Origin of the sequence: Streptomyces sp. NPDC003035, from assembly GCF_042888285.1 — a bacterium.
GTDB lineage: Bacteria > Actinomycetota > Actinomycetes > Streptomycetales > Streptomycetaceae > Streptomyces.
Map to the genome: position 1 here is coordinate 114,612 of NZ_JBIAPJ010000003.1, position 23,385 is coordinate 137,996.

Below are 23,385 nucleotides of genomic sequence, written 5' to 3' on the forward strand. Positions count from 1 at the left end.
CCCCACCGGGGCCGCCGGCCTCCGGCGTCCGCGACCTCAGCGGAGCCGGAACCAGTGCTCCTCACCGGGGCCGACGGTGACCCGCCGTTCTCCGGGGAGCACCACGGTGAGCGGTCCTGCGGGCGAGGCCGGCACCCGGACGCCCAGCCGCCCGGGGAGTATCCGCAGCCGTACGCCCTGATGGCCGCCGAAGCTGAGGGTGAACGCGAACCTGGGGATCTCCCGCAGCGCCACCGGAGCGACGCGCAGGCCCTCCGGTCCGGCTTCGAGGCCGGTGATCCCGCGCTCGACCAGGTCGAGGGTGCCCGCCATCGCGCCTAGGTGGATGCCTTCGCCGGTCGTTCCGCCCTGGACGTCGGCCACATCGGCGAGCAGGGCCTCCCGGCAGAACTCCCAGGCGCCCGTCCCCTGCTGACGGGCCAGGACCCAGCCGTGGACCAGGCTGCTGAGCGTCGATCCGTGACTGGTGCGCCGCAGGTAGTACGCGACGGTCGCGCGCCACACCTCGTCGTCCAGTGCGTACCCGAGCCGGCCGAAGAGGGCGTACAGCTCGGCCGGGCGGAAGACGTGGCCGAGCATGAGGGTGTCGGCCTGCTTCGACGCCTGGTAGCGGTTGACCGTGTCGCCCTCGGCCTCCAGGATCCGGTCGAGTCGGCGGATGTCACCGTACCGGTCGCGGTACCGGTCCCATTCCAGCTCCGCCAGCTCGCCGAAGCCCTCGAACTGGCTGATCACTCCCCGGTGGAACGGCACGTACAGACGGCGGGAGACGTCCTCCCAGTGGGACAGTTCCCCGGCGTCGAGCGACAGCCTCTCCGTCAGTTCCGCACGCCGGGCGTCGGACAGTTCCGCCAGCAGCTCCAGGCCGCGGGCGAGGACCCAGGCGGCGGTCGCGTTGGTGTAGGCGTTGTCGTCGATGCCGGGGGTCGTGGCGTCCGGATAGGCGTCGTGGTACTCATCGGGGCCCATGACTCCCCGGAGCCGATAGCGGTCACGCTCGGCGTCGTACGTGGCGGCACCGGCCCAGTAGCGGGCGACCTCCAGCAGGAGCTCCGCCCCGGCGCCGTGGAGGAAACCCTGGTCCCCCGCGGCCTGCGCGTACCGCCAGACGTTCAGCGCGATCGCCGAGCCCACATGGCGCTGGAGGTGCGAGTGATCGGCCAGCCAGCGGCCCGAGCGCGGGTTGAGGTGCAGCTCCTGGGTCTCCTCCCGGCCCGAACTGGCGCTCTGCCAGGGGAACATGGCGCCTTGACCACCCGCTTCTCGCGCGGCCGTGCGCGCTGCCGGAAGCCGGCGATGCCGGTACATGAGCAGGGCACGGACCACCTCGGGGAAGTGGAGGGTCAGGTAGGGGAGCACGAAGAGCTCGTCCCAGAAGACGTGGCCGCGATACGCCTCGCCGTGCAGGCCGCGGGCCGGGACCCCGACGTCGAGTTCGGCCGTGTGCGGCGAGAGCGTCTGCAGAAGATGGAAGAGGTGCAGGCGCAGGATGTGGCCCGCCTCTCCGGGGACGTGCAACTCGCCCTGCTCCCAGAGACGTTGCCAGGAGGACCGGTGGGCGGAGAGCAGGGCGGGGAAGGCCGGGGCGCGGGCGGCGGCGTCGACGGCCTCGGTGAGCGGATCGCCGGCGGGCCGGTCCAGCGAGCTGTGCAGCGCCAGGGTCTTCACGACGGTCGCCGAGCGGCGGGGACCGAGGGGCAGGCGGTACGTCTGAACGGTGCCCGTGCTGGTGGCGGTCTGCCGGGCGGCGCGTACGGGACGGGTGACCGTGCGGACGGCCATCGCGAGGTGGACGCCCGGGTCTGCCGTACGGCAGGACACCCCAGCGACCCCCTCGGGTCCGAAGCCGGTCCGGTGGTCCGTCAGATGGCGGCCCTCGAGATCGCGGTAGCGCTCCACTCCGGCGTTGACGACGGCGCCGTCGAGGACGGACTCGACCTCGACGGCGCCGCTCCAGCCGTACGCCCGGAACATGCTCCGCTGCACCGCCAGCCGGGCGTCTCCCATGTGGACGATCCTGATGTGGCGGACGAGCAGGCGGCGGCCTCGATCGTCCCGGAAGAGCATGCGGCGGGTGAGCACCCCGGCGCGCAGGTCGAGGTGGACGCGGTAGTGGCGCAGCCCTGCTGAGTCGGGGGTCAGCCAGTCCCCGGCCGGGCCGTCGGCCGGCAGGCACCGATAGCGCAGCAGGGTCCAGTTCGGGAGGTTGACGAGCTCCTCGTTCTCGACCCGCTCGCCCGCGACGAGCGAGGTGAGGCGGTCGTAGCAGCCGGCGAGGTACGTCCCCGGGTAGTGCACGGCGTCGGCGGCGCACTCGGGGGCCGAGCCACGGGTGGCGAATCTGCCGTTGCCGAGGGTGCAGAGGGCTTCGAGCAGCCGCTCCCGTCCCGGGTCGTAGCCGTCGTAGTCCCAGCTCCATCTGTCGGTCATACGGTCACTCCCCACACCTGCTCCACCAGCGCGACGAGATCGGTGACCACCGTGTCGGCGCCCTCCTCCCGCAGGCCGGGAGTGGCGCGCCGGTCCGGGGTGCGGTCGAGACCGGCGACGAGCCCGAAGTGCCCGCGGCGCGCCGCGGCGATTCCGGCGACCGCGTCCTCGACGACGGCGGTGTCCTCGGGGCGGGTGCCGAGGAGACGGGCCGCGTGGAGGAAGAGCGCGGGGTCCGGCTTTCCCGCGAGTCCGAGCCGGGCCGAGTCCTCGCCGTCCACCACCACGGGCAGGTGGGCGTCGAGCCCCGCGGCCCGGAGCAGCGCCCGGGCGTGCCGGGACGCGGACACGGCCGCGCAGGGCACGCGGGCCGCGCGCAGGGCGGCGAGCGCGGGCCGGGCGTCCTCGAAGGCCGCCACCCCCTCGGAGCGCAGCACGTCGCCGAACGCCTGTTCCTTGCGCGCCGCGACGGCCCAGACCGTGCCGCGGCCGGGCGCGTCGCGGGGGTCTCCGGGTGGGAGGCGAAGGCCGCGGGCGGCGAGGAAGGCGGCGGCGCCGTCGTACCGGGACCGGCCGTCGACGAGCCGGCGGTACTCGGCGTCCGCGTCGAAGGGTGGCTGTGTCCCGCCGTCGGGCGCCGGCGTGTCGAGGCAGGCGTCGAACGCGATCTTCCATGCCGCCGCGTGCACGACGGCGGAATCGAGCAGGACGCCGTCGGTGTCGAGGACGACGCCGTGCGGCGGCCCGGAGCGGGGGCCTCGACCCCGCGCGCCTCCGCCGTGCGCGCCCCGATCGCTCCGGCCTGGACCGTTCATCGGATCACCGGTGTGCCGGGGACGCGCACGGCCGTGTCCGGGGGCCGGCCGGCGCGAGCTCTGTCGGGAACACGAGTGCCTTCATGGCTGCGGCCTTCTCCTCGATGTCTCTTCCAGGGTTTCGCGAACCGGGGAAGCCGCAACTGGGATCGCGGGGGACGCGGGCGTGCGCGGCCGTCCCCGTGCGGGACGTCGCTCCGCCGCGCATGCTCGAAACATGTCCCAGGTGACGGCCACCGACCTCCGCGAGGTCACCATGGCGCTCTCGTACCTGCGGGAGGACATGCGCGCACCGGCCACCTTCAGTCTCTTCGTCCGCGACCTTCCTCCGGGCCGCGGGTTCCTCGTCGCGGCCGGACTCGAACCCGCCCTCGACCACCTCTCCCGGTTCCGGCTGGGACGGTCGGACGTCCAGGAGTTCGCGCAGGCCCTGCGGCGCCCCGCCGAGGAGCTCGAACCGCTGCACGGCCTGTCCTTCGACGGCCAGGTCCGCGCCGTCCCCGAAGGGCGGCTCGTCCTCGCCGGTGAGCCTCTCCTGGAGGTCACCGCACCGCTCCCCCAGGCCCAGCTCGTGGCGACGTCCCTGCTGTCCCTCCTCTGTCACCAGACGGCCGTCGCCACGAAGGCGGCGCGGTGCGTGCTCGCCGCCCGCGGCCGGCCGCTCCTGGACCTCTCGCTCCGCCGGAGCCAGGGGCCGGCGGCCGCCCTGCACGCGGCGCGGCTGTGCGCGGTGGTGGGCTTCGCCGGCACCGGCGACATCGCCGCCGCGAACCGGTACGGCATCCCCGCCTCCGGGGGCATGGCCCACGCGTACGTCCAGTCCTTCCCCTCCGAGGAGGACGCCTTCCGGGCCTACGCCCGCGCCCACCCCGGCCCGGTCACCTTCCCGGTCGACACGTACGACACCGATCGGGGGGTCGCGACGGCCGCGCGGGTGCTGGGTGACCTGGGGCGCGGTCCGGGATGCGCGATCCGCCTCGGCGGCGGGGACCTGGACGCGCTCGCCCACCGGGCCCGCGCCACGCTGGACGCCGCCGGACTGCGGGACGTCCGGATCGTCGCGGGCGGCGGACTCGACGAGTACGCCGTCGCCGCGCTCGTACGGGACGGGGCACCGATCGACGTCTTCGCGATGGACGCGATGGACGCGAACGCCGGCGGGGCCGGGGACGCCCCGTACCTCGACGCGACGTACGAGCTCGTCGAGTACGACGGGAGACCGGTCATGAGGCTGTCGTCCACGACGGTGAAGGCGACGGCACCGGCCCCGAAGCAGATCTTCCGCGGACCCGATCTGCGCGACGTCATCGGCCTGGCGAACGAGGAACCGCCCGAGGGCACGGAGCCGTTGCTGCGCACGATGATGCGCGGCGGCCTGCGCACGGAACCGCCCGACACCCTCGACGCCGCCCGCGCCCGCTTCGAGGCCGACGTCGCGGAGCTGCCGCAGTCGGCCCGGCGCGTCGAGGACCCGGTGGCCCCGGTCCCCGTGGTGTCGACGCGCCTGGCGGCCCTGACCACCATCGTGCGCCACCGCCTCCAGGCGCGGACGCCGAGTGGAACGTAGGAAACGAGCGGAACCTGGAGGGGCGGCGGTGGGGCGCGCGAATCCACCGGGTAACAGCGGGAAGACTGCCGGAATGACGTGGCTTCCGACGCTCGCGGGCGCTGCCCTGGTCCTGTACATCCTGCGGGACGTGTTCCACACGCTCTGGCACCCGACCCGTCACGGAGGTCTGAGCAGACTGGTGATGACGTCGATGTGGCGGCTCTCCGCGCGCTTCGGGGGGCGATGGCGGCCGGCCGGTATCGCGGGCCCGCTGGGCATGGCGCTGGTCGTCGCCGCCTGGGCGGTGACGGTGGCCGTCGGCTGGGCGCTCGTCTACTGGCCCCATATGCCGGAGAACTTCTCGTACGCGACGGGGCTCGACCCCTCCGAGCACGCGGGCCCCCTGGACGCGCTCTACATCTCCCTGGTCAACCTCTCCACCCTCGGCCTGGGAGACATCGCGCCGGCCTCGGGCTGGCTGCGCGTGCTCGCCCCGATGGAGGCCCTGGTGGGCTTCGTCCTGCTCTCGGCGACGGTGGCCTGGATCCTCGGCATCTACCCGGCACTGGCCCGTCGCAGGGCACTGGCTCTGCGGCTGTCCCACCTCCGTCGCAGCCGGGCCACCCCCCGGGCCCTCGACTCCGACGGGGGCGCCGCTCTCCTGGACGGTCTGGCCTCGGCTCTCGCGGTCGTCACGGTCGACTTCATGCAGTACGCCGAGTCCTACTACTTCTACGACGGCGACGAGGACACCTCCCTGTCCGAGCAGCTGGGTCACGCGTCCGGCCTGGCCGACGAGGCGACGGAGGCGCGCCACCCGGACGTACGGCTGTCCGCGTCGGTGCTGCGCACGGCGCTGGAGGACCTGGCCGCCGTGATCGACGGCCGCTTTCTGCGCACGGGAGAGAGCCCGGACCGCGTCTTCGCGGCGTATGCCGCCGACCACGGGCGTCCGGCGGGCAGGAGGCCGGACGGCCGCCGCCCCTGAGTCAGGAGCCCCCGCTCTGTTCCGGGTGGAAGCTTCCGCTGCACATCGACGTCAACGCCACCGACCACGACCAGGACACCGAGCCGGCCAGGTCCGGTTCATCCGAGGTAGTCCTCAGGGTGCGCCTGGGTCTGCAGCGTCCAGTACTCGCCCGCGCAGCCGCTGGGCATCGGCGGGAACCGATGCCCCTTCACATCGGTGCTCCAGTGGTGCTCCCCACCGCAGTCACACTCATAGATTCCGCTGGCCGGCACGATCTGTCCCGGATGCCACGACGACTCTTCCTCGCTCATGCCCTCAGGTCTACGTCGCCGGGCACGGGTCCGCTACCCGAGCGCCGTACGGCAGAGGCCGACGGCTGTCGCAGGCCGCATCCTCACCGTCATGGGTGCGGGTGGCATGCCACCGGCCGGCGGCTCGATCACCTCACGGAAGGGTGAGCGATCGGCCGCCGGCCGGGGCGTGCGCACAGCCGGAATCAGCGCATGGGCTCAGGACGCCCGGGCTTGACCTCCTGCTGCTGGATCTTCTCCCGCAGCTGACGCGCCCTCTCCTGCAGGCGCTGGCGCTCCTGCGGGTCGTTGGCGCGCTCGGCGGCCTGTTCCATCTCCTGCGCCTTGCGGCGCATCTGCTGAGCCTGATCGGCAATGCTCATGATCACTCCTTTGTGAACGGCTAGAGCGCCTCCAGCCAAACAGAGCCCCTCGGACATCGCACTCCGAACAGTCACGGAACGTGACATCCTGAGTCGGCGCGGCGACCTGTGACGCACCGGTGCGCGGTGGTGATCTCGCGCCGATAATTGCGCCGTGACGCGCATTCTCAACGCTCGTTCACGCGTCCCGAACGACCTGTGAAGACCGCTCGGCTACTCCCCTGCTCATCTCATCAGGAGGTATCCATGAGGATGCTGATCAACGTTCCGGAGACCGTCGTCGCCGACGCGCTGCGCGGCATGGCCGCCGCGCATCCCGAGCTCACCGTCGATGTCGAGCACCGCGTCGTGCTCCGGCGTGACGCGCCCGTCGCCGGCAAGGTGGGGCTGGTGTCCGGGGGTGGTTCGGGGCATGAGCCGTTGCACGGGGGGTTCGTGGGGCCCGGGATGCTGACGGCGGCCTGTCCGGGCGAGGTGTTCACCTCGCCGGTACCCGATCAGATGGTGCGGGCCGCCGCGGCGGTCGACAGCGGGGCCGGGGTGCTGTTCGTCGTCAAGAACTACACCGGTGACGTCCTGAACTTCGAGATGGCCGCCGAGCTCGCCGAGGACGAGGGCGTCCAGATCGCCAAGGTGCTCGTCGACGACGACGTGGCGGTGACGGACAGTCTGTACACGGCCGGGCGTCGCGGGACCGGGGCCACGCTGTTCGTGGAGAAGATCGCCGGGGCCGCCGCCGAGGAGGGCGCGCCGCTGGAGCGGGTCGAGTCGATCGCGCGGCGGGTGAACGAGCGCTCGCGGAGCTTCGGTGTGGCCCTGAGCGCCTGCACCACGCCCGCCAAGGGGAGCCCGACCTTCGAACTGCCCGCGGGCGAGCTGGAGCTGGGCATCGGGATCCACGGCGAGCCGGGGCGTGAGCGGCGGTCGATGATGACCTCGCGGGAGATCGCGGACTTCGCCGTCGATGCCGTACTGGAGGATCTGCGGCCGTCCGGGCCGGTCCTCGCCCTGGTGAACGGCATGGGCGCCACTCCGCTGCTCGAACTGTACGGATTCAACGCCGAGGTCCAGCGGGTCCTGACCGAGCGGAGGGTGCCCGTCGCCCGGACCCTGGTCGGGAACTACGTCACCTCGCTGGACATGGCGGGCTGTTCGGTGACGCTGTGCGAGGCCGACGAGGAGATGCTGCGACTGTGGGACGCGCCCGTACAGACTCCTGCCCTGCGCTGGGGCCGGTGAGAGGAGTGCCCGAAGTGACCGCACTGGACGCCGCGTTCTTCCGTCGCTGGCTGGCCACGGCCGCTGCCGCCGTCGACCGTGAGGCCGACCGGCTCACCGAACTCGACTCGGCGATCGGGGATGCCGACCACGGGGCCAACCTGAAGCGGGGGTTCGCCGCCGTGACGGACGTACTGGAGAAGGAGGCTCCGGGGACTCCGGGGGCGGTGCTCGTCACGGCCGGGCGGCAGTTGATCTCCACCGTCGGCGGGGCCTCCGGGCCGCTGTACGGGACGCTGCTGCGCCGTACCGGGAAGAGCCTCGGCGAGGCCCCGGCGGTGACGCTGCCGGAGTTGGCGGCGGCGCTCACCGCCGGAGTCGCCGCGGTCGGCCAACTCGGCGGTGCCGCGGTCGGGGACAAGACCATGCTGGACGCGCTCGTCCCGGCGGCCGAGGGGCTCGGCGAGTCGTTCGCGGCGGCCCGGGACGCGGCCGAGCGGGGTGCGCTCGCGACCGTACCCCTGCGCGCCCGGAAGGGCAGGGCGAGCTACCTGGGCGAGCGTTCCGTCGGGCACCAGGACCCCGGGGCCACCTCGTCCGCGCTGCTGATCGCCGCCCTCGCGGAGGTGGCGGACGCGTGAGCGCACAGGTGGGCATCGTGCTGGTCTCGCACAGCGCGGCCGTGGCCGCCGCCGTCGCCGCGCTGGCCCAGGGTCTCGCCGGTGGCGGGGCGATCGCGCCGATCGCGCCCGCGGGCGGCACACCCGACGGCGGTCTCGGCACCAGCTCCGAGCTGATCGTCGAGGCGGCACGCGAGGTCGACCGGGGTGCCGGAGTGGCGTTGCTGGTCGATCTGGGGTCCGCCGTGCTGACGGTCAAGGCGCTCCTCGCCGAGGGGGACGAGCTTCCGGAGGGCGCACGGCTCGTGGACGCCCCGTTCGTCGAGGGCGCCGTCGCCGCCCTCGTCACGGCGAGTGCCGGCGGGGATCTGGAGGCGGTGGTGGCCGCCGCGTCGGAGGCCTACGCGTACCGGAAGGGGTGAGCAGGGGGCGCGCGAGATCCGTCACACACCGTCCGGAGGGGCATCCGTGTTGTGATGTAGCTGGTCAACCCACTAATGTCACAGCGCCTTGGTGTACGGGAAACCGGTGCGGTACCGGTGCGGCCCTCGCCACTGTGATCGGGAAGTCCGGCTCCATCCCTCCGGGGAAGCCACTGGACCGCCGCGGGAGACCGCGGCGGTGTGGGAAGGCGGAGCCGCGGCGGCATGACCCGTCAGCCAGGAGACCGGCCAAGGTGCGTTGTCCATCCACGAGGTGCTGGAGAGGTCTCCCAACCATGCATATAGCCGAGGGGTATCTGCCCCCTGTGCACGCGGCCGCCTGGGGCGTCGCGTCCGCTCCGTTCGTCGTCCACGGTGTCCGCGCGCTGACCCGTGAGGTCAGGTCCAACCCCGAGTCGACCCTGCTGCTCGGTGCGGCGGGCGCGTTCACCTTCGTCCTGTCCGCGCTCAAGATTCCGTCGGTGACGGGCAGTTGCTCCCACCCCACCGGTACGGGTCTGGGCGCGATCCTGTTCCGGCCACCCGTGATGGCGGTCCTGGGCACCATCACGCTCCTCTTCCAGGCGCTTCTGCTCGCCCACGGCGGGCTCACGACGCTCGGCGCCAACGTCTTCTCGATGGCGATCGTCGGGCCGTGGGCGGGCTTCGGCACGTACTGGCTGCTGCGCCGGTTCGACGTGCCGCTCATGGTGAGCGTGTTCTTCGGGGCGTTCGTCGCCGATCTGTCCACGTACTGCGTCACCAGCGTCCAGCTCGCGCTGGCCTTCCCGGACCCGGGCAGCGGTGTGCTCGGGGCGCTGGCCAAGTTCGGCGGGATCTTCGCCGTGACGCAGCTGCCGCTCGCCGTCAGCGAGGGGCTGCTCACGGTTCTCGTGATGCGGCTGCTCGCCCAGTCCAGCAAGGCGGACCTGACCCGGCTCGGGGTCCTGCTGCCGTCCCGGAAGAAGAACGAGAACGCGGAGGCGAGCGCCTGATGAGCCGGAACGCCAAGATCAACACCCTGCTCCTGCTCGTCGTCGCGGCGCTCGCGGTGCTCCCGCTGGTGCTGGGGCTCGGCGACCACAAGGAGGAGCCGTTCACCGGGGCCGACGCCGAGGCGGAGACGGCGATCACAGAGATCGCTCCCGACTACGAGCCGTGGTTCAGCCCGCTGTACGAGCCGCCGTCCGGCGAGGTCGAGTCGGCGCTGTTCTCGCTCCAGGCGGCGCTCGGCGCCGGCGTGCTCGCGTACTACTTCGGGCTGCGGCGCGGTCGCAGGCAGGGTGAGGCGCGCGCCGTGGCGGCGAAGGAACCGCTGGTCACCACCGGCGACGAGTAAGCGCCGATGCTGCCGATCGACGCGGCGGCGCACAGCAGTCGCTGGCGCCGCCGTCACCCCTGCGAGAAGGCCGTGCTCGGCTTCGGTCTGACGCTGTGCGCGGTCTGCCTGCCGCCCTGGCCGGGTGCCGTGCTGGTGGCGGCGGCCACGCTCTCGGTGCTCCTCGGGCCGGCCGGGGTGCCGGGACGTCAGCTGTGGCGCGCGTTCCGCATTCCGCTGGGCTTCTGCGTGACGGGGGCGGTCCCGTTGCTGTTCGAGGTGGGCGGGGCGCGGGGCCTTGTCGCCCTCGCGCCGGACGGCCCGGTCCACGCGGGTGAGTTGCTGCTGCGGACCTCGGCCGCGTCCCTGGGCGTGCTGCTGTTCGCGTTCACCACGCCCGTCTCGGACGTGCTGCCGCGGCTGGTACGGGCGGGGGTGCCGGCGCCCGTGGTGGACGTGGCGCTGGTGATGTACCGGATCAGCTTCCTTCTCCTTGACGCGATGTCCAAGATCCGGCAGGCCCAGGCGGCCCGGCTCGGGCTGACCACCCGGGCGGCGGTCTGGCGCTCGCTCGCCGGGCTCGCCGCGACGGCGTTCGTCCGCGCCTTCGACCGGGCGCAGCGGCTGCAGACGGGGCTCGCCGGGCGGGGGTACGACGGGACCTTGCGGGTCCTTGTGCCCCAGGCCGCGATCTCGGTCCGGTTCCTCGCGTCGACGGCCGGTCTGCTGGCCGGTCTCGTCGCCCTCACTCTCGTACTGGAAAGGTCCCTGCCGTGAGTCCTGCACCGCCTGTCGTGGAACTGGTGAAGGCCACGTTCGCCTACGAGGACGGGCCGGTCGTCCTCGACGGCATCGACTTCGCCGTACCGGAAGGCCGGGCGCTGGCTCTCCTCGGCCGCAACGGCGGCGGCAAGACGACGCTGCTGCGGCTGCTGAGCGGGGGCCTGCGCTGTGCCGGCGGCGCCCTCCGGCTGGACGGGGAGGAGGTGTCGTACGACCGGAAGGGGCTGACCCGGCTGCGGACGACCGTGCAGCTGGTCGTCCAGGACCCGGACGACCAGCTCTTCGCCGCCTCGGTCGGACAGGACGTGTCGTTCGGGCCGATGAACCTGGGGCTTCCGGAGGAGGAGGTACGGCTCCGGGTGCGCGAGGCGCTGGAGGCGCTGGACATCGTGGCCCTGGAGAACCGGCCGACGCATCTGCTCTCGTACGGGCAGCGCAAGCGGGCCGCGATCGCGGGCGCCATGGCCATGCGGCCGCGGGTGCTCGTCATGGACGAGCCGACGGCGGGCCTGGATCCGCACGGGCAGGAGCGGCTGCTCGGCGCGCTGGCGCGGCTGCGGGAGTCGGGCACCACGGTGGTGATGGCGACCCACGACGTCGATCTGGCCCTGCGGTGGGCGGACGAGGCGGCGGTGCTCACGCCCGAGGGACTGCGGACGGGCCCGATCGAGGAGCTGCTGGCGGACGACGCGCTCCTCGACGCGGCACGGCTGCGCCGCCCCTGGGGGATGGCGGTGACGCGCCTGCTCCGAGCCCACGGCCTGCTCGGGGCCGACGCGGAGGGCCCGCGCACGGCGGAGGACCTGGACACCTGGGTCACGGCGCCCCGCAGCGCATGAGACACCCACCACCCCACGACGGCCCCCTGGCGGACACCCGCGAGGGGGCCGTCGTACGCCACGCCGCCGCGCAACGTCGCGCAGATCACGCCCTCCGCCTTATGCAACTTGTTGCACAAGCTCCCTCGGGTCGTCTACAACAGTCCTGACGACACTGCGCGAGGAGGCGCCCCCCATGACCCCGTACCCGCACCTGCTGAGCCCGCTCGACCTCGGGTTCACCACCCTGCCCAACCGGGTACTGATGGGTTCCATGCACGTCGGCCTCGAAGAGGCGGAGAACGGCTTCGAGCGGATGGCAGCGTTCTACGCGGAGCGCGCCCGCGGTGGCGTCGGACTGATCGTGACCGGCGGCATCGCCCCGAACGAGGCCGGCCGCCCCTGGGACGGCGGCGCCAAGCTCACCACCGACGAGGAGGTGGCCGAGCACCGGGTCATCACCGACGCCGTGCACGCCGAGGGCGGACGGATCGCGATGCAGATCCTGCACTTCGGCCGGTACGCCTACCACCCCGCGCTCGTCGCCCCCAGCCCGATCCAGGCGCCGATCAGCCCCTTCGCCCCCAACGAGCTCACCGACGCCGAGGTCGAGCAGACCGTCGAGGACTACGTCCGCTGCGCCGAGCTCGCCAAGGCCGCCGGATACGACGGCGTGGAGATCATGGGCTCCGAGGGCTACCTGATCAACGAGTTCATCGCTGCCGCCACCAACCACCGCACCGACCGCTGGGGCGGCTCGTACGAGAACCGGGTCCGCTTCCCGCTGGAGATCGTCCGGCGCATCCGCGAGCGGGTCGGCGAGGACTTCATCCTCGTCTACCGCCTCTCCATGCTCGACCTCGTCCCGGGCGGTTCGACGCTGGAGGAGGTCGTCGCGCTCGCCAAGGAGATCGAGTCCGCCGGCGCGACCATCATCAACACCGGCATCGGCTGGCACGAGGCCCGCATCCCGACCATCGCGACCTCGGTGCCCCGGGGTGCCTACACCTGGGTGACCAAGAAGCTGATGGGCGCGGTGACCATCCCCCTCGTCACCAGCAACCGCATCAACACCCCCGAGGTCGCCGAGCAGATCCTCGCCGAGGGCCGCGCGGACATCGTCTCCATGGCCCGCCCCTTCCTGGCCGACCCGGAGTTCGTCGCCAAGGCCGCCGCGGACCGCGCCGACACCATCAACACCTGCATCGGCTGCAACCAGGCGTGCCTGGACCACACCTTCAGCCTGAAGATCACCTCCTGCCTGGTGAACCCGCGCGCCTGCCACGAGACCGAACTGGTCCTCTCCCCCACCCGTCTCGCCAAGCGGATCGCCGTCGTCGGCGCGGGCCCGGCCGGACTCGCCTTCTCCGTCTCCGCCGCCGAACGCGGCCACTCCGTCACCCTGTTCGACGCCGCGGGCGAGATCGGCGGCCAGTTGAACATCGCCAAGCGGGTGCCGGGCAAGGAGGAGTTCGACGAGACGCTGCGCTACTTCCGCACCCAGCTCGACGCCCGGGGCGTGGACGTCCGGCTGAACACCACCGCCACCACCGAGCTGCTCGCGGAGTACGACGAGGTCGTCGTCGCCACCGGCGTCACCCCGCGCACCCCCGAGATCGAGGGCGTCGACCACCCCAGCGTCGTCACCTACCTCGACGTCCTGCGCGACGGGGCGCCCGTCGGCGAGCGCGTCGCGATCATCGGGGCCGGCGGCATCGGCTTCGACGTCGCCGAGTTCCTCACGGACGGCGGCGAGGGCGCGAGCCAGGACCCCGAGACCTACTTCCGCCAGTGGGGCGTCGACACCTCGTACGAGACGCGCGGCGGGCTGCGCACGCCTGAGCGGCCCAAGCCGCCGCGCCAGGTCCACCTGCTCCAGCGCAAGACCACCAAGGTCGGCGCGGGCCTCGGCAAGACCACCGGCTGGATCCACCGCGCCGAGATGAAGCACCGCGGCGTCACGATGGTGGCGGGAGCCTCCTACGAGCGGATCGACGACGAGGGCCTGCACATCACCCTCGACGGCGAGCCGCAGACCGTCCCGGTCGACACGATCGTCCTGTGCACCGGCCAGGAGCCGCGGCGCGGGCTGTACGAGGAGCTGATCGCCGCGGGCCGTACGGCGCACCTGATCGGCGGCGCCGACGTGGCCGCCGAGCTGGACGCCAAGCGCGCCATCGACCAGGGCACGCGTCTGGCGGCCGCCCTGTGATCGTTCCGCCGCCCCGAACCTAGGATGCGGGCATGTCCCTCCCGCACGCGATCCTGACCGCGCTGCTCGAGAAGCCGTCCTCCGGGCTCGAGCTGACGCGCCGTTTCGACAAGTCGATCGGCTACTTCTGGTCGGCCACGCACCAGCAGATCTATCGCGAGCTGGGCAAGCTGGAGCAGGCGGGGCACATCCGCGCCCTGCCCGCCCAGGTGCCGGCCCGTGGGCAGAAGAAGGAGTACGAGGTCCTGCCCGCGGGCCGCGCCGAGCTGAGCGAGTGGGTGGCGAGGAGCGAGGACCCCAAGCCGATGCGGGCGGCGCTGCTGCTCCGGATGCGGGCGGCGGCGGTCGTCGGGGCGCCCGGGATGCGGGCGGAGCTGGAGCGCCATCTCGTCCTCCACCAGCGGCAGTTGGAGGAATACCGGGCCATCGAGGTCCGGGACTTCCCGCCGGCCCGCCGGGAGAGCGAGCCGGACCGGCTGCGGCATCTCGTCCTGCGCGGCGGGATCGACCTGGAGCGGTTCTGGGTGGAGTGGCTGACCCAGGCGCTGGGCGAGCTGGAGCGGTAGCCACCCGCTCCAGCACCCGCCACCGCCGCGCCCAGTGGAAGGCGACCACGCCCCAGCTGGTCCCGATCACGGTCGACGGCGTCGTCTACCGGGTGCCGCAGCGCCTGGCCAAGGCGTACGAGCGCGGCCTGCCGCACCCGGAGAGCTGAGCGCGACAACGGCCACGGCGACGCCCGTCCCGGCCGTGACCGCCTGACCCTCACTCCCCGGCCGTCGCCTTCCGCCAGGCCGCCTCGCGCAGCAGCCGCAGACCGTTGAGCCCCACCAGGACCGTGGAACCCTCATGGCCGGCGACGCCGAGCGGCAGCGGGAGGTGGCCGACGAGGTCCCAGATCACCAGGGCGCCGATGCAGGTGCCCGCGATCACCAGGTTCTGGACCACCAGCCGGCGGGCGCGGCGCGAGAGGGCCACGACCGCGGGGACGGTGGCCAGTTCGTCGCGTACGACGACCGCGTCGGCGGTCTCCAGGGCGAGGTCGGAGCCGGCCCGGCCCATCGCGATGCCGGTGTGGGCGGCGGCCAGGGCGGGGGCGTCGTTGACGCCGTCGCCGACCACCAGGACCCGGGAACCGGCCTGCTCCCACTCCCGTACGGCCGCGACCTTGTCCTGCGGCAGCAGGCCCGCCCGCACGTCGGTGATGCCGGTCTGCGCGGCGACCCGGCCCGCCGCGCCGGCGTTGTCGCCGGTCAGCAGGGTGGGCGTGGTGCCGGTGAGGCGGGTGAGGGCGGCCACCGCCTCGGGCGCGCCGTCCCGGAGCCGGTCGGCGAGTTCGATCACGGCGATCCGCTCGCCGTCGACGACGACCTCGACGGTGGTGTCGGCGTGCTCGCCGTCCGCGCGCCGGACGCGTACCTCTCGGCCCTCGACCACGGCCCGTACGCCCTCGCCGGGCACCGAGACGAAGTCGTGCGCCTCGGGGACGGTGAGTCCGCGGGCTCGTGCGGCGGCCACCACCGCGCGGGCCAGCGGGTGTTCGCTGGGCAGCTCGGCCGCGGCGGCGAGGGCGAGCGCCTCCGGGTCTCCGTCGACGCGGGTCACGCGCGGCGCGCCCTCGGTCAGGGTGCCGGTCTTGTCGAGCGCGACCCGGTCGACCGCGCCCAGGCGCTCCATCACGACGGCGGACTTGACCAGGACGCCGTGGCGTCCGGCGGTGGCGATCGCGGAGAGCAGCGGCGGCATGGTGGCGAGCACGACCGCGCAGGGCGAGGCCACGATCATGAAGGTCATGGCGCGGAGCAGCGTGCTGGTGAAGTCGGCGCCGAGCGCGAGCGGGATCGCGAAGAGGGCCAGGGTGGCGACGACGACGCCGACGGAGTAGCGCTGCTCGATCTTCTCGATGAAGAGCTGGGTGGGGGCCTTGGTGGCGCTGGCCTCCTCGACGAGGGCGACGATCCGGGCGATGACGGAGTCGGCCGCGTCCTTGTCCACGCGGACGCGCAGGGCGCCCGTGCCGTTGAGGGTGCCGGCGAAGACCTCGTCGCCGGGCGTCTTGGCCGCGGGCAGCGACTCGCCGGTGATGGTCGCCTGGTCGACGTCGCTCGCGCCGTCGAGCACGGTGCCGTCGGCGGGCAGCCGCTCCCCCGGCCGTACGAGAACGGTGTCGCCGACCCGGAGATCGGCCACGTCCACCGGCTCCTCGGCCCCGCCCCTCAGCCGTACGGCCCGCGCGGGCGCGAGGTCCAGCAGGCCGCGTACGGAGTCGGCGGTGCGGCGGGTGGCGAGCGCCTCCAGGGCGCCGGAGACGGCGAAGATGACGATCAGGAGGCCGCCGTCGAGGTACTGGCCGATCGCCGCCGCGCCGATCGCGGCGACCACCATGAGCAGGTCGACGTCGAGGGACTTCTCGCGGAGCGCCTGGAGCCCGGCCCAGCCGGGCTCCCAGCCTCCGGCGGCGTAGCAGACGGCGTAGAGCGGCCCCCAGGCCCAGGCGGGGGCGCCGGCCAGATCCAGCGGCAGGGCGAGGAGGAACGCGAGGGCGGACAGCGCGGCCCAGCGGACCTCGGGCAGGTCGCGAAGACGGGCGCGCCGGGAGGGGGGCGGGGCCGCGTCCGCGGAGGCCGCGGTCCGGGCCTCGAGCACCGGGGAAGCCATGGGGGGTACACCTCTTCGAAAGGGGACGTCGGGGTGAGCGGACACCACCATAGCGGAACACATGAAGAGGTCTTCATTCATAGGTACTCGCCGCCGCTACGATGAACGCATGGGACACGGAGCGAACGGCGAGACGACCCCGGCAACCCACCTGGACGCGGAGTCCGCGGCCACCATCGCCGCCACCCTCCAGGCCCTCGCGACGCCCTCACGGCTGATGATCCTCACCAAGCTGCGCCAGGGTCCCTGCGGAGTTACCGAACTCGCCTCCGCCGTCGAGATGGAGCAGTCCGCCGTGTCCCACCAGCTGCGCCTGCTGCGCGCACTGGGCCTGGTCACCGGTGTCCGGCAGGGGCGCCGGATCGAGTACAGCCTCTACGACAACCACGTCGCCCAACTCCTCGACGAGGCCGTCTATCACATCGAGCACCTGCGCCTCGGCACGCGCGATGCACCGCGCGAGACAGTGGATACTGGTCAGCCGTAGACCCACTTCGGGGAAGGGGCGGGGATGGCCGACGAGTTGGGGTACCGCGGGACACGTCACGCGGTGGTCATCGGGGGGAGTCTCGCGGGCCTGCTGGCGGCGCGAGTGCTCAGCGAGCACGCGGAGAGGGTGACGGTCGTCGAGCGCGACCGCTTCCCCGAGGGGCCGGAGGCCCGGCCCGGTGTGCCGCAGTCCCGGCACACGCATGTGCTGATCGAGGGCGGACAGCAGGCGCTGGACGAGTTGTTGCCGGGGTTCATGAAGGAACTGGCAGGCCTCGGTGCGCCTCGGGTGGGCATGCCCGAGGACATGGTGCAGTGGCAGAACGGTCAGTGGTTCCGCCGGACGGCCGCCACGTCCACCATCTCCACGGGCTCCCGCGCACAGCTCGAATGGCTGGTGCGCCGACGTGTTCTCGCCGATCCGCGGATCGGGACCGTCGAAGGGGCCGAGACGGTCGGCCTGATCGGTGACGCCTCGCGGGTCCGGGGCGTACTGCTGCGCGAACGCGGAGCGGGGGCCGCCAAGGAGGCCCGGCCCCTGGCGGCCGACCTGGTGGTGGACGCCTCCGGCCGCGGCACGGGCGCCCCCGACTGGCTGGCGGCGATCGGCGCGGAGGCGCCGCACGAGGAGACCATCGACACCGGGCTCGCCTACTCCACCCGCGTCTACCGCGGCCCGCGGGACAGCACCTCGGACGCCTCGGACGCGCTCGCGTACTACATCATCCCCAATCCCGAACAAGTCTACAGCGGTGGGGTGTTGCCGCTCGGCGAAGGCCGGTACATGGTGACGCTGTCCGGACTGCGGGGCGACGAGCCGCCCACGGACGAGGCCGGATTCGAGGAGTACGCGCACCGGCTGCCGCACCCGCTGATCGGCGAGTGGCTGGCGAAGGCGGAGCCGGAGTCCTCCGTCTTCGGGTTCCGCAAGACCGCCAACATCCGCCGCCGGTACGACCGTCCGGGACGCCGGCCGGCCGGCTTCCTCGCCACCGGCGACGCGCTGTGCGCCTTCAACCCGATCTACGGCCAGGGCATGGCGGTCGCCGCGATGAACGCCGTCGCCCTGCGCCGGGCGCTGGCCGATCCGAAGCGCACGCCGAGCACCCGAGCGGTGCAGAAAGCACTGCTCGACTCCTCGAAGCAGGCCTGGGACATCTCGGCCGGCGCGGACAAGAAGATGCCGGGCGCCACCGGCAGCGCGATGGGCTCCCGCGCGGTGGACAAGCCCGTGGGCTGGTACCTGAGCCGGCTGCAGCAGCGGTACGCCGGGGATCCGGTGGTGGGTGCGGCATTCCGTTCCGTACTGACTCTGACGTCTCCGATGACCTCGTTGTTCGCGCCCGCCGTGGCCCGTGCGGTGCTGTTCGGTCCGGTTCCGGAGACGCCGGCCGAGCCGCCGATGCGACGCGAGGTATGACGTCGCGGACCCGTCCTCGCCGTCACACCCCGGGTGCCGCGATGAGCACGCCGGCGGCGATCGCCGCGCTCAGCGCCGCGTAGTCGTCGGCGTTCTGGCCCGCGTACTGGATCGCGAAGTCGGCGACCGACCGGTCGAACACGTCCGAGGAGCCGAGGTAGGCGGCGATGGCGATGCGGTCGCCGGAGCGGGCGTGGGCGCGGGCCAGGGCGCGGCCGCAGAGCCTCGCGTACCCGCGGAGCATCGCCGGGGACATGGTCTCGACGTCCGCCGACCCCTTCATGTCGCGCAACTGGCGCCAGTAGAAGTGGCGTCTCTCCGGCCCGGTCGTCCAGCCGAGGAAGATGTCGCCGGCGGCCTGGATGAGGCGCTGTCCGCAGACGACCCGCTGCCCCTGATGGATGTACGCGCTCGGCGACAGATACGGCTCGAGGACCGAGCGGCCGGCCTCCTTGATCTGGAGCATCAGCGGGTCGGCGGCGTCGCGGCCTTCGAACAGGAGGACGAAGCAGCGCGTGCCCACGCTGCCGACGCCGACGACCTTGCGTGCCGCGTCGACGAAACGGAACCGGTCCAGGAGCGGCCTGCGTTCGTCGGAGAGCGAGCTGCGGTAGTCGCTGAAGATCTTGCTGAGGGTGGCCCGGTCCACTTCTGTGACGCGTTCGAGGAGCGGCGGGTCGTCGACGAAGTGGCGGCCACCGCTCTCGTCCTGCTCGGTGAGCCTGCCGAGCGCCTGGAGGCTGGTGCGGCGGCGCGCCTTGGCCAGGTTGCTCTCGGCCCGCGCCCGGCGGTCGGGACGGACCAGGGCCGGCAGGTCGTCGGCGTCGAGCCGGGCGTACCAGACGGCGAGCTCCCCGAGGCCCGCGAGACGTTTCATGGCGGCGTGGTACGCCTCGGTGGCGGCGAGGGCCGCGCGGTGGGCCTTGGGCTTGGTGGTGCCGTTCTGCAGGGCGGCCACGGCGACACTGGCGGCCAGCCGCTTCACATCCCACTCGAAGGGGCCGGGCAGGGTCTCGTCGAAGTCGTTGACGTCGAAGAGAAGCGCCCGTTCGGGTGAGGCGTAGACGCCGAAGTTGAGGAGATGGGCGTCGCCGCAGAGCTGGACGGTGAGGCCGGTGTGGCGCTGGGCGGCGAGGTCGGCGGCCATGACGGCGGCGGCGCCGCGCAGGAACGCGAAGGGGGAGACGGCCATCCGGCCGTACCGGACGGGGAGCAGTTCGGGTACGCGGTCGACAGCCTGTCGCTCCAGCACGCTCAGCGGGTCCGGGCGCTGCGACGAGGGTATCCAGCGGCCGTGCGAGGACCGCGGCACACTCCTGCGGGCCGCTCTGCCGGCCTCGGCCCGCGCCGCCGGTGTCGTCATCCGGCCTCACCGCCTCTTCCGCCGCCGTTGCCGGTCGAGACTCATTACAAGGTCAGACGCCGCCGGGCGCACCCGGAGCGGTCCGGGTTTCGGCCAGTCCGCCCGACCCCTCTTCCTAATGGTTTAGACCAATGATAGGAATTGATCACCCACACGACCCAGACAGTCACGCTGAGCAAAGAGAGGGTTGGAACATGGCTGAGCCCGAACCCGAGCAGGCGGCGGTGGTCCCGCTCTACCTGAAGGTCGCCGCCGCACTGCGAAGCGATCTCGCCGACCGGCGGATCTCCCCCGGAAGCCGGCTGCCGTCCGAACGCTCCCTGGCCCACCGCTACCACGTGAACCGGCAGACCGTCCGCAACGCGCTCCACCTGCTGCGGGAGGAACGGCTCGTCGTCACCGACCGCCGCGGCACCTTCGCCGCGAGCGGCGAACACGGGCCGGCGACACCGGGCCTGACGGCCGGTCGGCAACTCTTCCCCGGCGGTACGGAGACGGTCGCCGCCCTGGTCCGCGCCTCGCTCGCCTGGGAGGCGCCGCCGGCCGCGTCGGCCGGGCGGCTCGGCCTGGTGCCCGGCGAGCCCACGCTCGTCCACCGGCATGCCGTTCTCTCCCCCGGCAGCGCGCCCCTGCAGCGCTCCGTGTCCTGGTTCTCCCGGCCGGCGCTCGCCGAGATACCGCAACTCGCACGCTACCGGCGGGCCAGGGGCATCGTGCTCCAGCCCGATCTGCGGCTGCTCTACCACTGGATGCACCAGGCCGGACTGCACCTCACCCGTCGGGAGTCGATCGGCGTGCCGCCGATGCCGCCGGCCCGCACCACCGGGGTCGGGGGCGGTGCGGCCCGGCTGCTCGTCCACCGGGTGGTGAGCGACCAGCACGGGCACGCGCTGGAGATCACGGACATCGACTTCGCGGCGCACGGGGCCGCGTGGACCTACGAGTTCAGCGGCTGACGCCGGCGCTCCTCGTACGACCCGTCAGACGATGCCCTCGGCGATCTCCGCCTCTTCGCGGGCGCTTCCGTACGCCGAGGGCGTGCCGTACGAGCGGCGGGCCACGTACCACCAGACGCTGGAGAGCAGGAGAACGACGGCGAGGGCGACGACCGCGTAGTTCATGGAGTCGATGGTCACCGGCGACTTCTGCGGCAGGCAGAAGAGAACGGTGACGAGGCCCACCCAGATCACGGCGGTCCAGCCGATCGGCGCGCTCCAGCGACCCAGGCTCCAGGGGCCCGGCGTGAACCGCTTGCCGGCCCGCAGCCGCAGATAGATCGGAATGGCGTAGGCGGGGGTGATGCCGATGACATTGATGGCGGTGACGGCGCCGTACGCGGTGGCGGAGTACAGCGACGGTACCGCGAGGAGTGCGGCGACGCCGACAGCGAGCCAGACGGCCGGCACCGGGGTCTGCGTACGGCTGCTGACCTTGCGCCAGAGGGCCGAGCCGGGAAGGGCGTTGTCGCGGCTGAAGGCGAAGACCATGCGGCTGGCGGCGGCCACCTCGGCGTTGCCGCAGAAGAGCTGGGCCACGATCACCACGAGCAGCAGGGCGGTGGCGCCGCCGGAGCCGAGCGCGTCGAGCAGGATCTGGGCGGGCGGGACTCCGGTGGCGCTGTTCTGCGTCCCCGCGTAGTCCTGGATGGCGAAGGTCAGTCCGGCGAGCAGCGCGAACCCGGCGATCCAGGAGACCCAGATGGCGCGGACGATGCCCTTGGCCGCGCTGACCGAGGCGTTGGACGTCTCCTCCGAGAGATGGGCCGAGGCGTCGTAACCGGAGAAGGTGTACTGCGCGAGGAGCAGGCCGACGGCGGCGACGTAGAAGGGGTTGGCCCAGCCGGTGTCGTTGACGAACTCGGTGAAGACGAACTCGGCGGACTGGTGGCGGTCGGGGATGAACGCCAGCGTGCCGACGATCACGGCCACACCGGTCAGGTGCCACCACACGCTGATCGAGTTGAGCACGCTGACCAGGCGTACGCCGAAGAGGTTGAGCACGGCGTGCAGCAGCAGGATCGCGAGGAAGATCAGGAAGGTGGAGCCGGCCGTGGGCACGACGCCCCACTGGAGATGGAGCAGCGCACCTGTGAAGAGGGCGGCGCCGTAGTCGATGCCCGCGATCGCACCCAGCAGACCGAGCAGGTTCAGCCAGCCGGTGTACCAGCCCCAGCGCCGGCCGCCGAGCCGGTCGGCCATGTAGTAGAGGGCGCCGGAGGTGGGGTACGCGCTGGTGACCTCGGCAAGCGCGAGACCGACGCACAGCACGAAGAGGCCGACGCCCGCCCAGCCCCACATCATGACGGCGGGGCCGCCGGTGCCCAGGCCGAAGCCGTACAGCGTCATGCAGCCGGACAGGACGGAGATGACGGAGAAGCTGATGGCGAAGTTGCCGAAGCCGCCCATGCGGCGGGCGAGAACGGGCTGGTAGCCGAGCTCTCTGAGCCGGGCCTCCTCGTCCTGCGCGGCCGGGGGCCTGCGTATCTCGTCGGCGGGGACGGTGCGGGACATGCCGGTACCTCCGGGGAAGGGTGAGCGAGGGTCGGGGAGCGGGGGGCGTCGCCAGGGACCAGGGGGCGCGGTCAGGGATCGAGACAGCGGGCACGGGCGCGCACGAAGACCTCTTCGGCGAGCGCACGATCGTCGGGCCGAGGCGTGCGGTACGCCCAGGGCAGGACCGTCCAGTACGGCCCGAGGGCCTCGAAGACGCGGGCCGCGTCGGTGAAGCGGAGCGCGCCGAAGAGGGCGTGGGCGAGATGGTTGAGGTCGAGGAGGGAGGCCTCGGTGGTGTCGCAGAAGAGGAACCAGGCGTCCAGGGCGCGGCGCGCGTCGCGGACGGCGTCCTCGGCGACCCAGTGCAGGTCGAGGGCGTGCTCCTGGCCGCGTTCGCGCCGGTAGCGCTCGACCCTGACGTGCAGCGGAAGGGCGTGCAGGGCGGAGCCCATGGGAGCCGAACCGGTCGCCCACTGCGCGTAGTTGACGGCTTCGGAGAGCGATCCGGAGGGGCTGCCGAGGAAGAACTGCAGCATCCGGTGGTGGGCCTCGCGGTTGTGCGGGTCGCGTTTCTCCGCCTCGGCGAGGAGTCCCCAGGGGCCGGGCGGCAGCATGGGCGCGGGTGGGCGGAGCCGGTGCTCCTCCATGTGCCGGCGCTCGTCGAGTGTGGCGAGGGCGAGCAGGCAGACCCAGGGGACGGGGTCGGCGGGTGCCCGTTCGGTGGCGTGATGGCAGGCGGTCCACGCCTCCTGCCAGAGGGTGCGGGTGCGGGGGTGGCCGGCCCGGTGGGCGCGTACGGCCCGTTCCACGGCGACCCGGGCGTGCATCACGGTCGCGGAGACGCTGTCCGGCTGCTCGGCCCGCCAGGTCTGCACGACGTCGGTGCCGGCGGCGACCGTGGCGAGCACCTGGGTGCGCCGGGTCCAGCCGTCCCAGCCCGCCGTCTCGTCGAGCAGTCGGGCCATGGACACCCAGCGGCCGGTCCGCAGGTCCTGGACGGCATGGCGCAGGGCGTGGTCGTGGCCCGCCGGATGGTAGACGGGCCGGAAGCCGTGTCCTGCCATCAGCGAGCGGGGCGTGCGGTGGGAGACATGGGTCCTCGGTGAATGAAGGGGATGGTCAGTCCCCCCGGTGG

23 protein-coding genes and 1 riboswitch are annotated in these 23,385 nt (G+C 72.8%); of the genes, 15 read left to right on the forward strand and 8 right to left on the reverse strand.

Going from position 1 to position 23,385, the window contains the following annotated elements; genetic code table 11:
- Window positions 1-36 precede the first annotated feature (36 nt).
- Together ACFYV5_RS10255 and ACFYV5_RS10260 are read right to left on the reverse strand one after the other, a co-directional pair.
- On the reverse strand, window positions 37-2,430 hold the full coding sequence (locus ACFYV5_RS10255) for a glycoside hydrolase family 65 protein (protein ID WP_389166670.1): 2,394 nt from the start codon (window positions 2,428-2,430) through the stop codon (window positions 37-39).
- Complete coding sequence (locus ACFYV5_RS10260) at window positions 2,427-3,245, reverse strand: HAD family hydrolase (protein WP_389166673.1); 819 nt, start codon at window positions 3,243-3,245, stop codon at window positions 2,427-2,429. Before ACFYV5_RS10260 ends, ACFYV5_RS10255 begins: the two co-directional genes overlap by 4 nt.
- Window positions 3,246-3,462: 217 nt before the next feature.
- Here ACFYV5_RS10260 and ACFYV5_RS10265 point away from each other — a divergent pair, with 217 nt between their 5' ends.
- Window positions 3,463-4,812, forward strand: coding sequence for a nicotinate phosphoribosyltransferase (locus ACFYV5_RS10265; RefSeq protein ID WP_389166675.1), 1,350 nt, complete (start codon window positions 3,463-3,465; stop codon window positions 4,810-4,812).
- A 73-nt stretch (window positions 4,813-4,885) separates the two neighbouring features.
- Window positions 4,886-5,782 carry a potassium channel family protein gene (locus tag ACFYV5_RS10270; protein WP_389166678.1) on the forward strand — a complete coding sequence of 299 codons (897 nt, stop codon included), beginning with the start codon at window positions 4,886-4,888 and terminating at the stop codon, window positions 5,780-5,782.
- Window positions 5,783-5,880: 98 nt separating this feature from the next.
- Here ACFYV5_RS10270 and ACFYV5_RS10275 read toward each other — a convergent pair whose 3' ends face one another.
- Complete coding sequence (locus ACFYV5_RS10275; protein WP_355116346.1) at window positions 5,881-6,075, reverse strand: hypothetical protein; 195 nt, start codon at window positions 6,073-6,075, stop codon at window positions 5,881-5,883.
- 185 nt (window positions 6,076-6,260) lie between these two features.
- On the reverse strand, window positions 6,261-6,437 hold the full coding sequence (locus ACFYV5_RS10280) for a DUF6381 family protein (RefSeq protein WP_355116348.1): 177 nt from the start codon (window positions 6,435-6,437) through the stop codon (window positions 6,261-6,263).
- 246 nt (window positions 6,438-6,683) lie between these two features.
- On the opposite strand from ACFYV5_RS10280, the gene dhaK reads away from it, so the two are divergent.
- The 10 genes from dhaK to ACFYV5_RS10330 all read left to right on the forward strand — a co-directional run bounded on the left by dhaK (window position 6,684) and on the right by ACFYV5_RS10330 (window position 14,543).
- Window positions 6,684-7,676: a dihydroxyacetone kinase subunit DhaK gene (dhaK, locus tag ACFYV5_RS10285; RefSeq protein WP_355116349.1), complete on the forward strand. Its 993-nt coding sequence runs from the start codon at window positions 6,684-6,686 to the stop codon at window positions 7,674-7,676.
- 5 nt (window positions 7,677-7,681) lie between these two features.
- Window positions 7,682-8,296: a dihydroxyacetone kinase subunit DhaL gene (gene dhaL, locus ACFYV5_RS10290; protein WP_389166682.1), complete on the forward strand. Its 615-nt coding sequence runs from the start codon at window positions 7,682-7,684 to the stop codon at window positions 8,294-8,296.
- On the forward strand, window positions 8,293-8,697 hold the full coding sequence (locus tag ACFYV5_RS10295; protein ID WP_389166685.1) for a PTS-dependent dihydroxyacetone kinase phosphotransferase subunit DhaM: 405 nt from the start codon (window positions 8,293-8,295) through the stop codon (window positions 8,695-8,697). Before dhaL ends, ACFYV5_RS10295 begins: the two co-directional genes overlap by 4 nt.
- 72 nt (window positions 8,698-8,769) lie before the next feature.
- Window positions 8,770-8,966: riboswitch (cobalamin riboswitch) on the forward strand.
- A gap of 27 nt (window positions 8,967-8,993) precedes the next feature.
- Window positions 8,994-9,692, forward strand: a complete 699-nt coding sequence (locus ACFYV5_RS10300; RefSeq protein ID WP_355116354.1) for an energy-coupling factor ABC transporter permease — start codon at window positions 8,994-8,996, stop codon at window positions 9,690-9,692.
- Window positions 9,692-10,036: an energy-coupling factor ABC transporter substrate-binding protein gene (locus ACFYV5_RS10305; protein WP_355116356.1), complete on the forward strand. Its 345-nt coding sequence runs from the start codon at window positions 9,692-9,694 to the stop codon at window positions 10,034-10,036. Before ACFYV5_RS10300 ends, ACFYV5_RS10305 begins: the two co-directional genes overlap by 1 nt.
- Before the next feature lie 6 nt (window positions 10,037-10,042).
- Window positions 10,043-10,792: a cobalt ECF transporter T component CbiQ gene (cbiQ, locus tag ACFYV5_RS10310; protein WP_389166687.1), complete on the forward strand. Its 750-nt coding sequence runs from the start codon at window positions 10,043-10,045 to the stop codon at window positions 10,790-10,792.
- Window positions 10,789-11,637, forward strand: a complete 849-nt coding sequence (locus tag ACFYV5_RS10315) for an ATP-binding cassette domain-containing protein (protein ID WP_389166690.1) — start codon at window positions 10,789-10,791, stop codon at window positions 11,635-11,637. Before cbiQ ends, ACFYV5_RS10315 begins: the two co-directional genes overlap by 4 nt.
- A 175-nt stretch (window positions 11,638-11,812) precedes the next feature.
- Entirely contained in the window at window positions 11,813-13,828 is a 2,016-nt protein-coding gene (locus ACFYV5_RS10320; RefSeq protein ID WP_389166693.1) for an FAD-dependent oxidoreductase, read from the forward strand.
- 32 nt (window positions 13,829-13,860) lie between these two features.
- Window positions 13,861-14,394, forward strand: a complete 534-nt coding sequence (locus tag ACFYV5_RS10325) for a PadR family transcriptional regulator (protein WP_389166696.1) — start codon at window positions 13,861-13,863, stop codon at window positions 14,392-14,394.
- A complete protein-coding gene (locus ACFYV5_RS10330) occupies window positions 14,358-14,543 on the forward strand; it encodes a 50S ribosomal protein L32 (RefSeq protein ID WP_389166699.1) in 186 nt (61 codons plus the stop codon). Before ACFYV5_RS10325 ends, ACFYV5_RS10330 begins: the two co-directional genes overlap by 37 nt.
- 50 nt (window positions 14,544-14,593) lie before the next feature.
- On the opposite strand, the gene ACFYV5_RS10335 is transcribed toward ACFYV5_RS10330, so the two are convergent.
- Window positions 14,594-16,486, reverse strand: coding sequence for a heavy metal translocating P-type ATPase (locus ACFYV5_RS10335; protein ID WP_389166702.1), 1,893 nt, complete (start codon window positions 16,484-16,486; stop codon window positions 14,594-14,596).
- Between the two features lie 109 nt (window positions 16,487-16,595).
- Between ACFYV5_RS10335 and ACFYV5_RS10340 the strand changes: the two genes are divergently transcribed.
- Both ACFYV5_RS10340 and ACFYV5_RS10345 read left to right on the forward strand, forming a co-directional pair.
- Window positions 16,596-16,973 carry an ArsR/SmtB family transcription factor gene (locus ACFYV5_RS10340; protein WP_389166704.1) on the forward strand — a complete coding sequence of 126 codons (378 nt, stop codon included), beginning with the start codon at window positions 16,596-16,598 and terminating at the stop codon, window positions 16,971-16,973.
- Between the two features lie 24 nt (window positions 16,974-16,997).
- Entirely contained in the window at window positions 16,998-18,395 is a 1,398-nt protein-coding gene (locus ACFYV5_RS10345) for an FAD-dependent oxidoreductase (RefSeq protein ID WP_389166707.1), read from the forward strand.
- A 22-nt stretch (window positions 18,396-18,417) separates the two neighbouring features.
- Here ACFYV5_RS10345 and ACFYV5_RS10350 read toward each other — a convergent pair whose 3' ends face one another.
- Window positions 18,418-19,758, reverse strand: coding sequence for a DUF2252 domain-containing protein (locus ACFYV5_RS10350; RefSeq protein WP_355116374.1), 1,341 nt, complete (start codon window positions 19,756-19,758; stop codon window positions 18,418-18,420).
- 194 nt (window positions 19,759-19,952) lie between these two features.
- On the opposite strand from ACFYV5_RS10350, the gene ACFYV5_RS10355 reads away from it, so the two are divergent.
- Window positions 19,953-20,714: a GntR family transcriptional regulator gene (locus tag ACFYV5_RS10355; protein WP_389166711.1), complete on the forward strand. Its 762-nt coding sequence runs from the start codon at window positions 19,953-19,955 to the stop codon at window positions 20,712-20,714.
- A gap of 24 nt (window positions 20,715-20,738) precedes the next feature.
- Here ACFYV5_RS10355 and ACFYV5_RS10360 read toward each other — a convergent pair whose 3' ends face one another.
- Together ACFYV5_RS10360 and ACFYV5_RS10365 are read right to left on the reverse strand one after the other, a co-directional pair.
- A complete protein-coding gene (locus ACFYV5_RS10360; protein ID WP_389166713.1) occupies window positions 20,739-22,268 on the reverse strand; it encodes an amino acid permease in 1,530 nt (509 codons plus the stop codon).
- A gap of 71 nt (window positions 22,269-22,339) precedes the next feature.
- Window positions 22,340-23,314, reverse strand: coding sequence for a hypothetical protein (locus ACFYV5_RS10365; protein ID WP_389166715.1), 975 nt, complete (start codon window positions 23,312-23,314; stop codon window positions 22,340-22,342).
- Window positions 23,315-23,385: the final 71 nt, after the last annotated feature.

Excerpts from the sequence above, each read along its gene's own strand:
- ACFYV5_RS10255 (WP_389166670.1), bottom strand. The coding sequence starts at position 2,430 with ATGACCGACAGATGGAGCTGGGACTACGACGGCTACGACCCGGGACGG.
- ACFYV5_RS10260 (WP_389166673.1), bottom strand. The coding sequence starts at position 3,245 with ATGAACGGTCCAGGCCGGAGCGATCGGGGCGCGCACGGCGGAGGCGCG.
- ACFYV5_RS10265 (WP_389166675.1), top strand. The coding sequence starts at position 3,463 with ATGTCCCAGGTGACGGCCACCGACCTCCGCGAGGTCACCATGGCGCTC.
- ACFYV5_RS10270 (WP_389166678.1), top strand. The coding sequence starts at position 4,886 with ATGACGTGGCTTCCGACGCTCGCGGGCGCTGCCCTGGTCCTGTACATC.
- ACFYV5_RS10275 (WP_355116346.1), bottom strand. The coding sequence starts at position 6,075 with ATGAGCGAGGAAGAGTCGTCGTGGCATCCGGGACAGATCGTGCCGGCC.
- ACFYV5_RS10280 (WP_355116348.1), bottom strand. The coding sequence starts at position 6,437 with ATGAGCATTGCCGATCAGGCTCAGCAGATGCGCCGCAAGGCGCAGGAG.
- dhaK (WP_355116349.1), top strand. The coding sequence starts at position 6,684 with ATGAGGATGCTGATCAACGTTCCGGAGACCGTCGTCGCCGACGCGCTG.
- ACFYV5_RS10300 (WP_355116354.1), top strand. The coding sequence starts at position 8,994 with ATGCATATAGCCGAGGGGTATCTGCCCCCTGTGCACGCGGCCGCCTGG.
- ACFYV5_RS10305 (WP_355116356.1), top strand. The coding sequence starts at position 9,692 with ATGAGCCGGAACGCCAAGATCAACACCCTGCTCCTGCTCGTCGTCGCG.
- cbiQ (WP_389166687.1), top strand. The coding sequence starts at position 10,043 with ATGCTGCCGATCGACGCGGCGGCGCACAGCAGTCGCTGGCGCCGCCGT.
- ACFYV5_RS10320 (WP_389166693.1), top strand. The coding sequence starts at position 11,813 with ATGACCCCGTACCCGCACCTGCTGAGCCCGCTCGACCTCGGGTTCACC.
- ACFYV5_RS10325 (WP_389166696.1), top strand. The coding sequence starts at position 13,861 with ATGTCCCTCCCGCACGCGATCCTGACCGCGCTGCTCGAGAAGCCGTCC.
- ACFYV5_RS10335 (WP_389166702.1), bottom strand. The coding sequence starts at position 16,486 with ATGGCTTCCCCGGTGCTCGAGGCCCGGACCGCGGCCTCCGCGGACGCG.
- ACFYV5_RS10340 (WP_389166704.1), top strand. The coding sequence starts at position 16,596 with ATGGGACACGGAGCGAACGGCGAGACGACCCCGGCAACCCACCTGGAC.
- ACFYV5_RS10345 (WP_389166707.1), top strand. The coding sequence starts at position 16,998 with ATGGCCGACGAGTTGGGGTACCGCGGGACACGTCACGCGGTGGTCATC.
- ACFYV5_RS10350 (WP_355116374.1), bottom strand. The coding sequence starts at position 19,758 with ATGACGACACCGGCGGCGCGGGCCGAGGCCGGCAGAGCGGCCCGCAGG.
- ACFYV5_RS10355 (WP_389166711.1), top strand. The coding sequence starts at position 19,953 with ATGGCTGAGCCCGAACCCGAGCAGGCGGCGGTGGTCCCGCTCTACCTG.
- ACFYV5_RS10360 (WP_389166713.1), bottom strand. The coding sequence starts at position 22,268 with ATGTCCCGCACCGTCCCCGCCGACGAGATACGCAGGCCCCCGGCCGCG.
- ACFYV5_RS10365 (WP_389166715.1), bottom strand. The coding sequence starts at position 23,314 with ATGGCAGGACACGGCTTCCGGCCCGTCTACCATCCGGCGGGCCACGAC.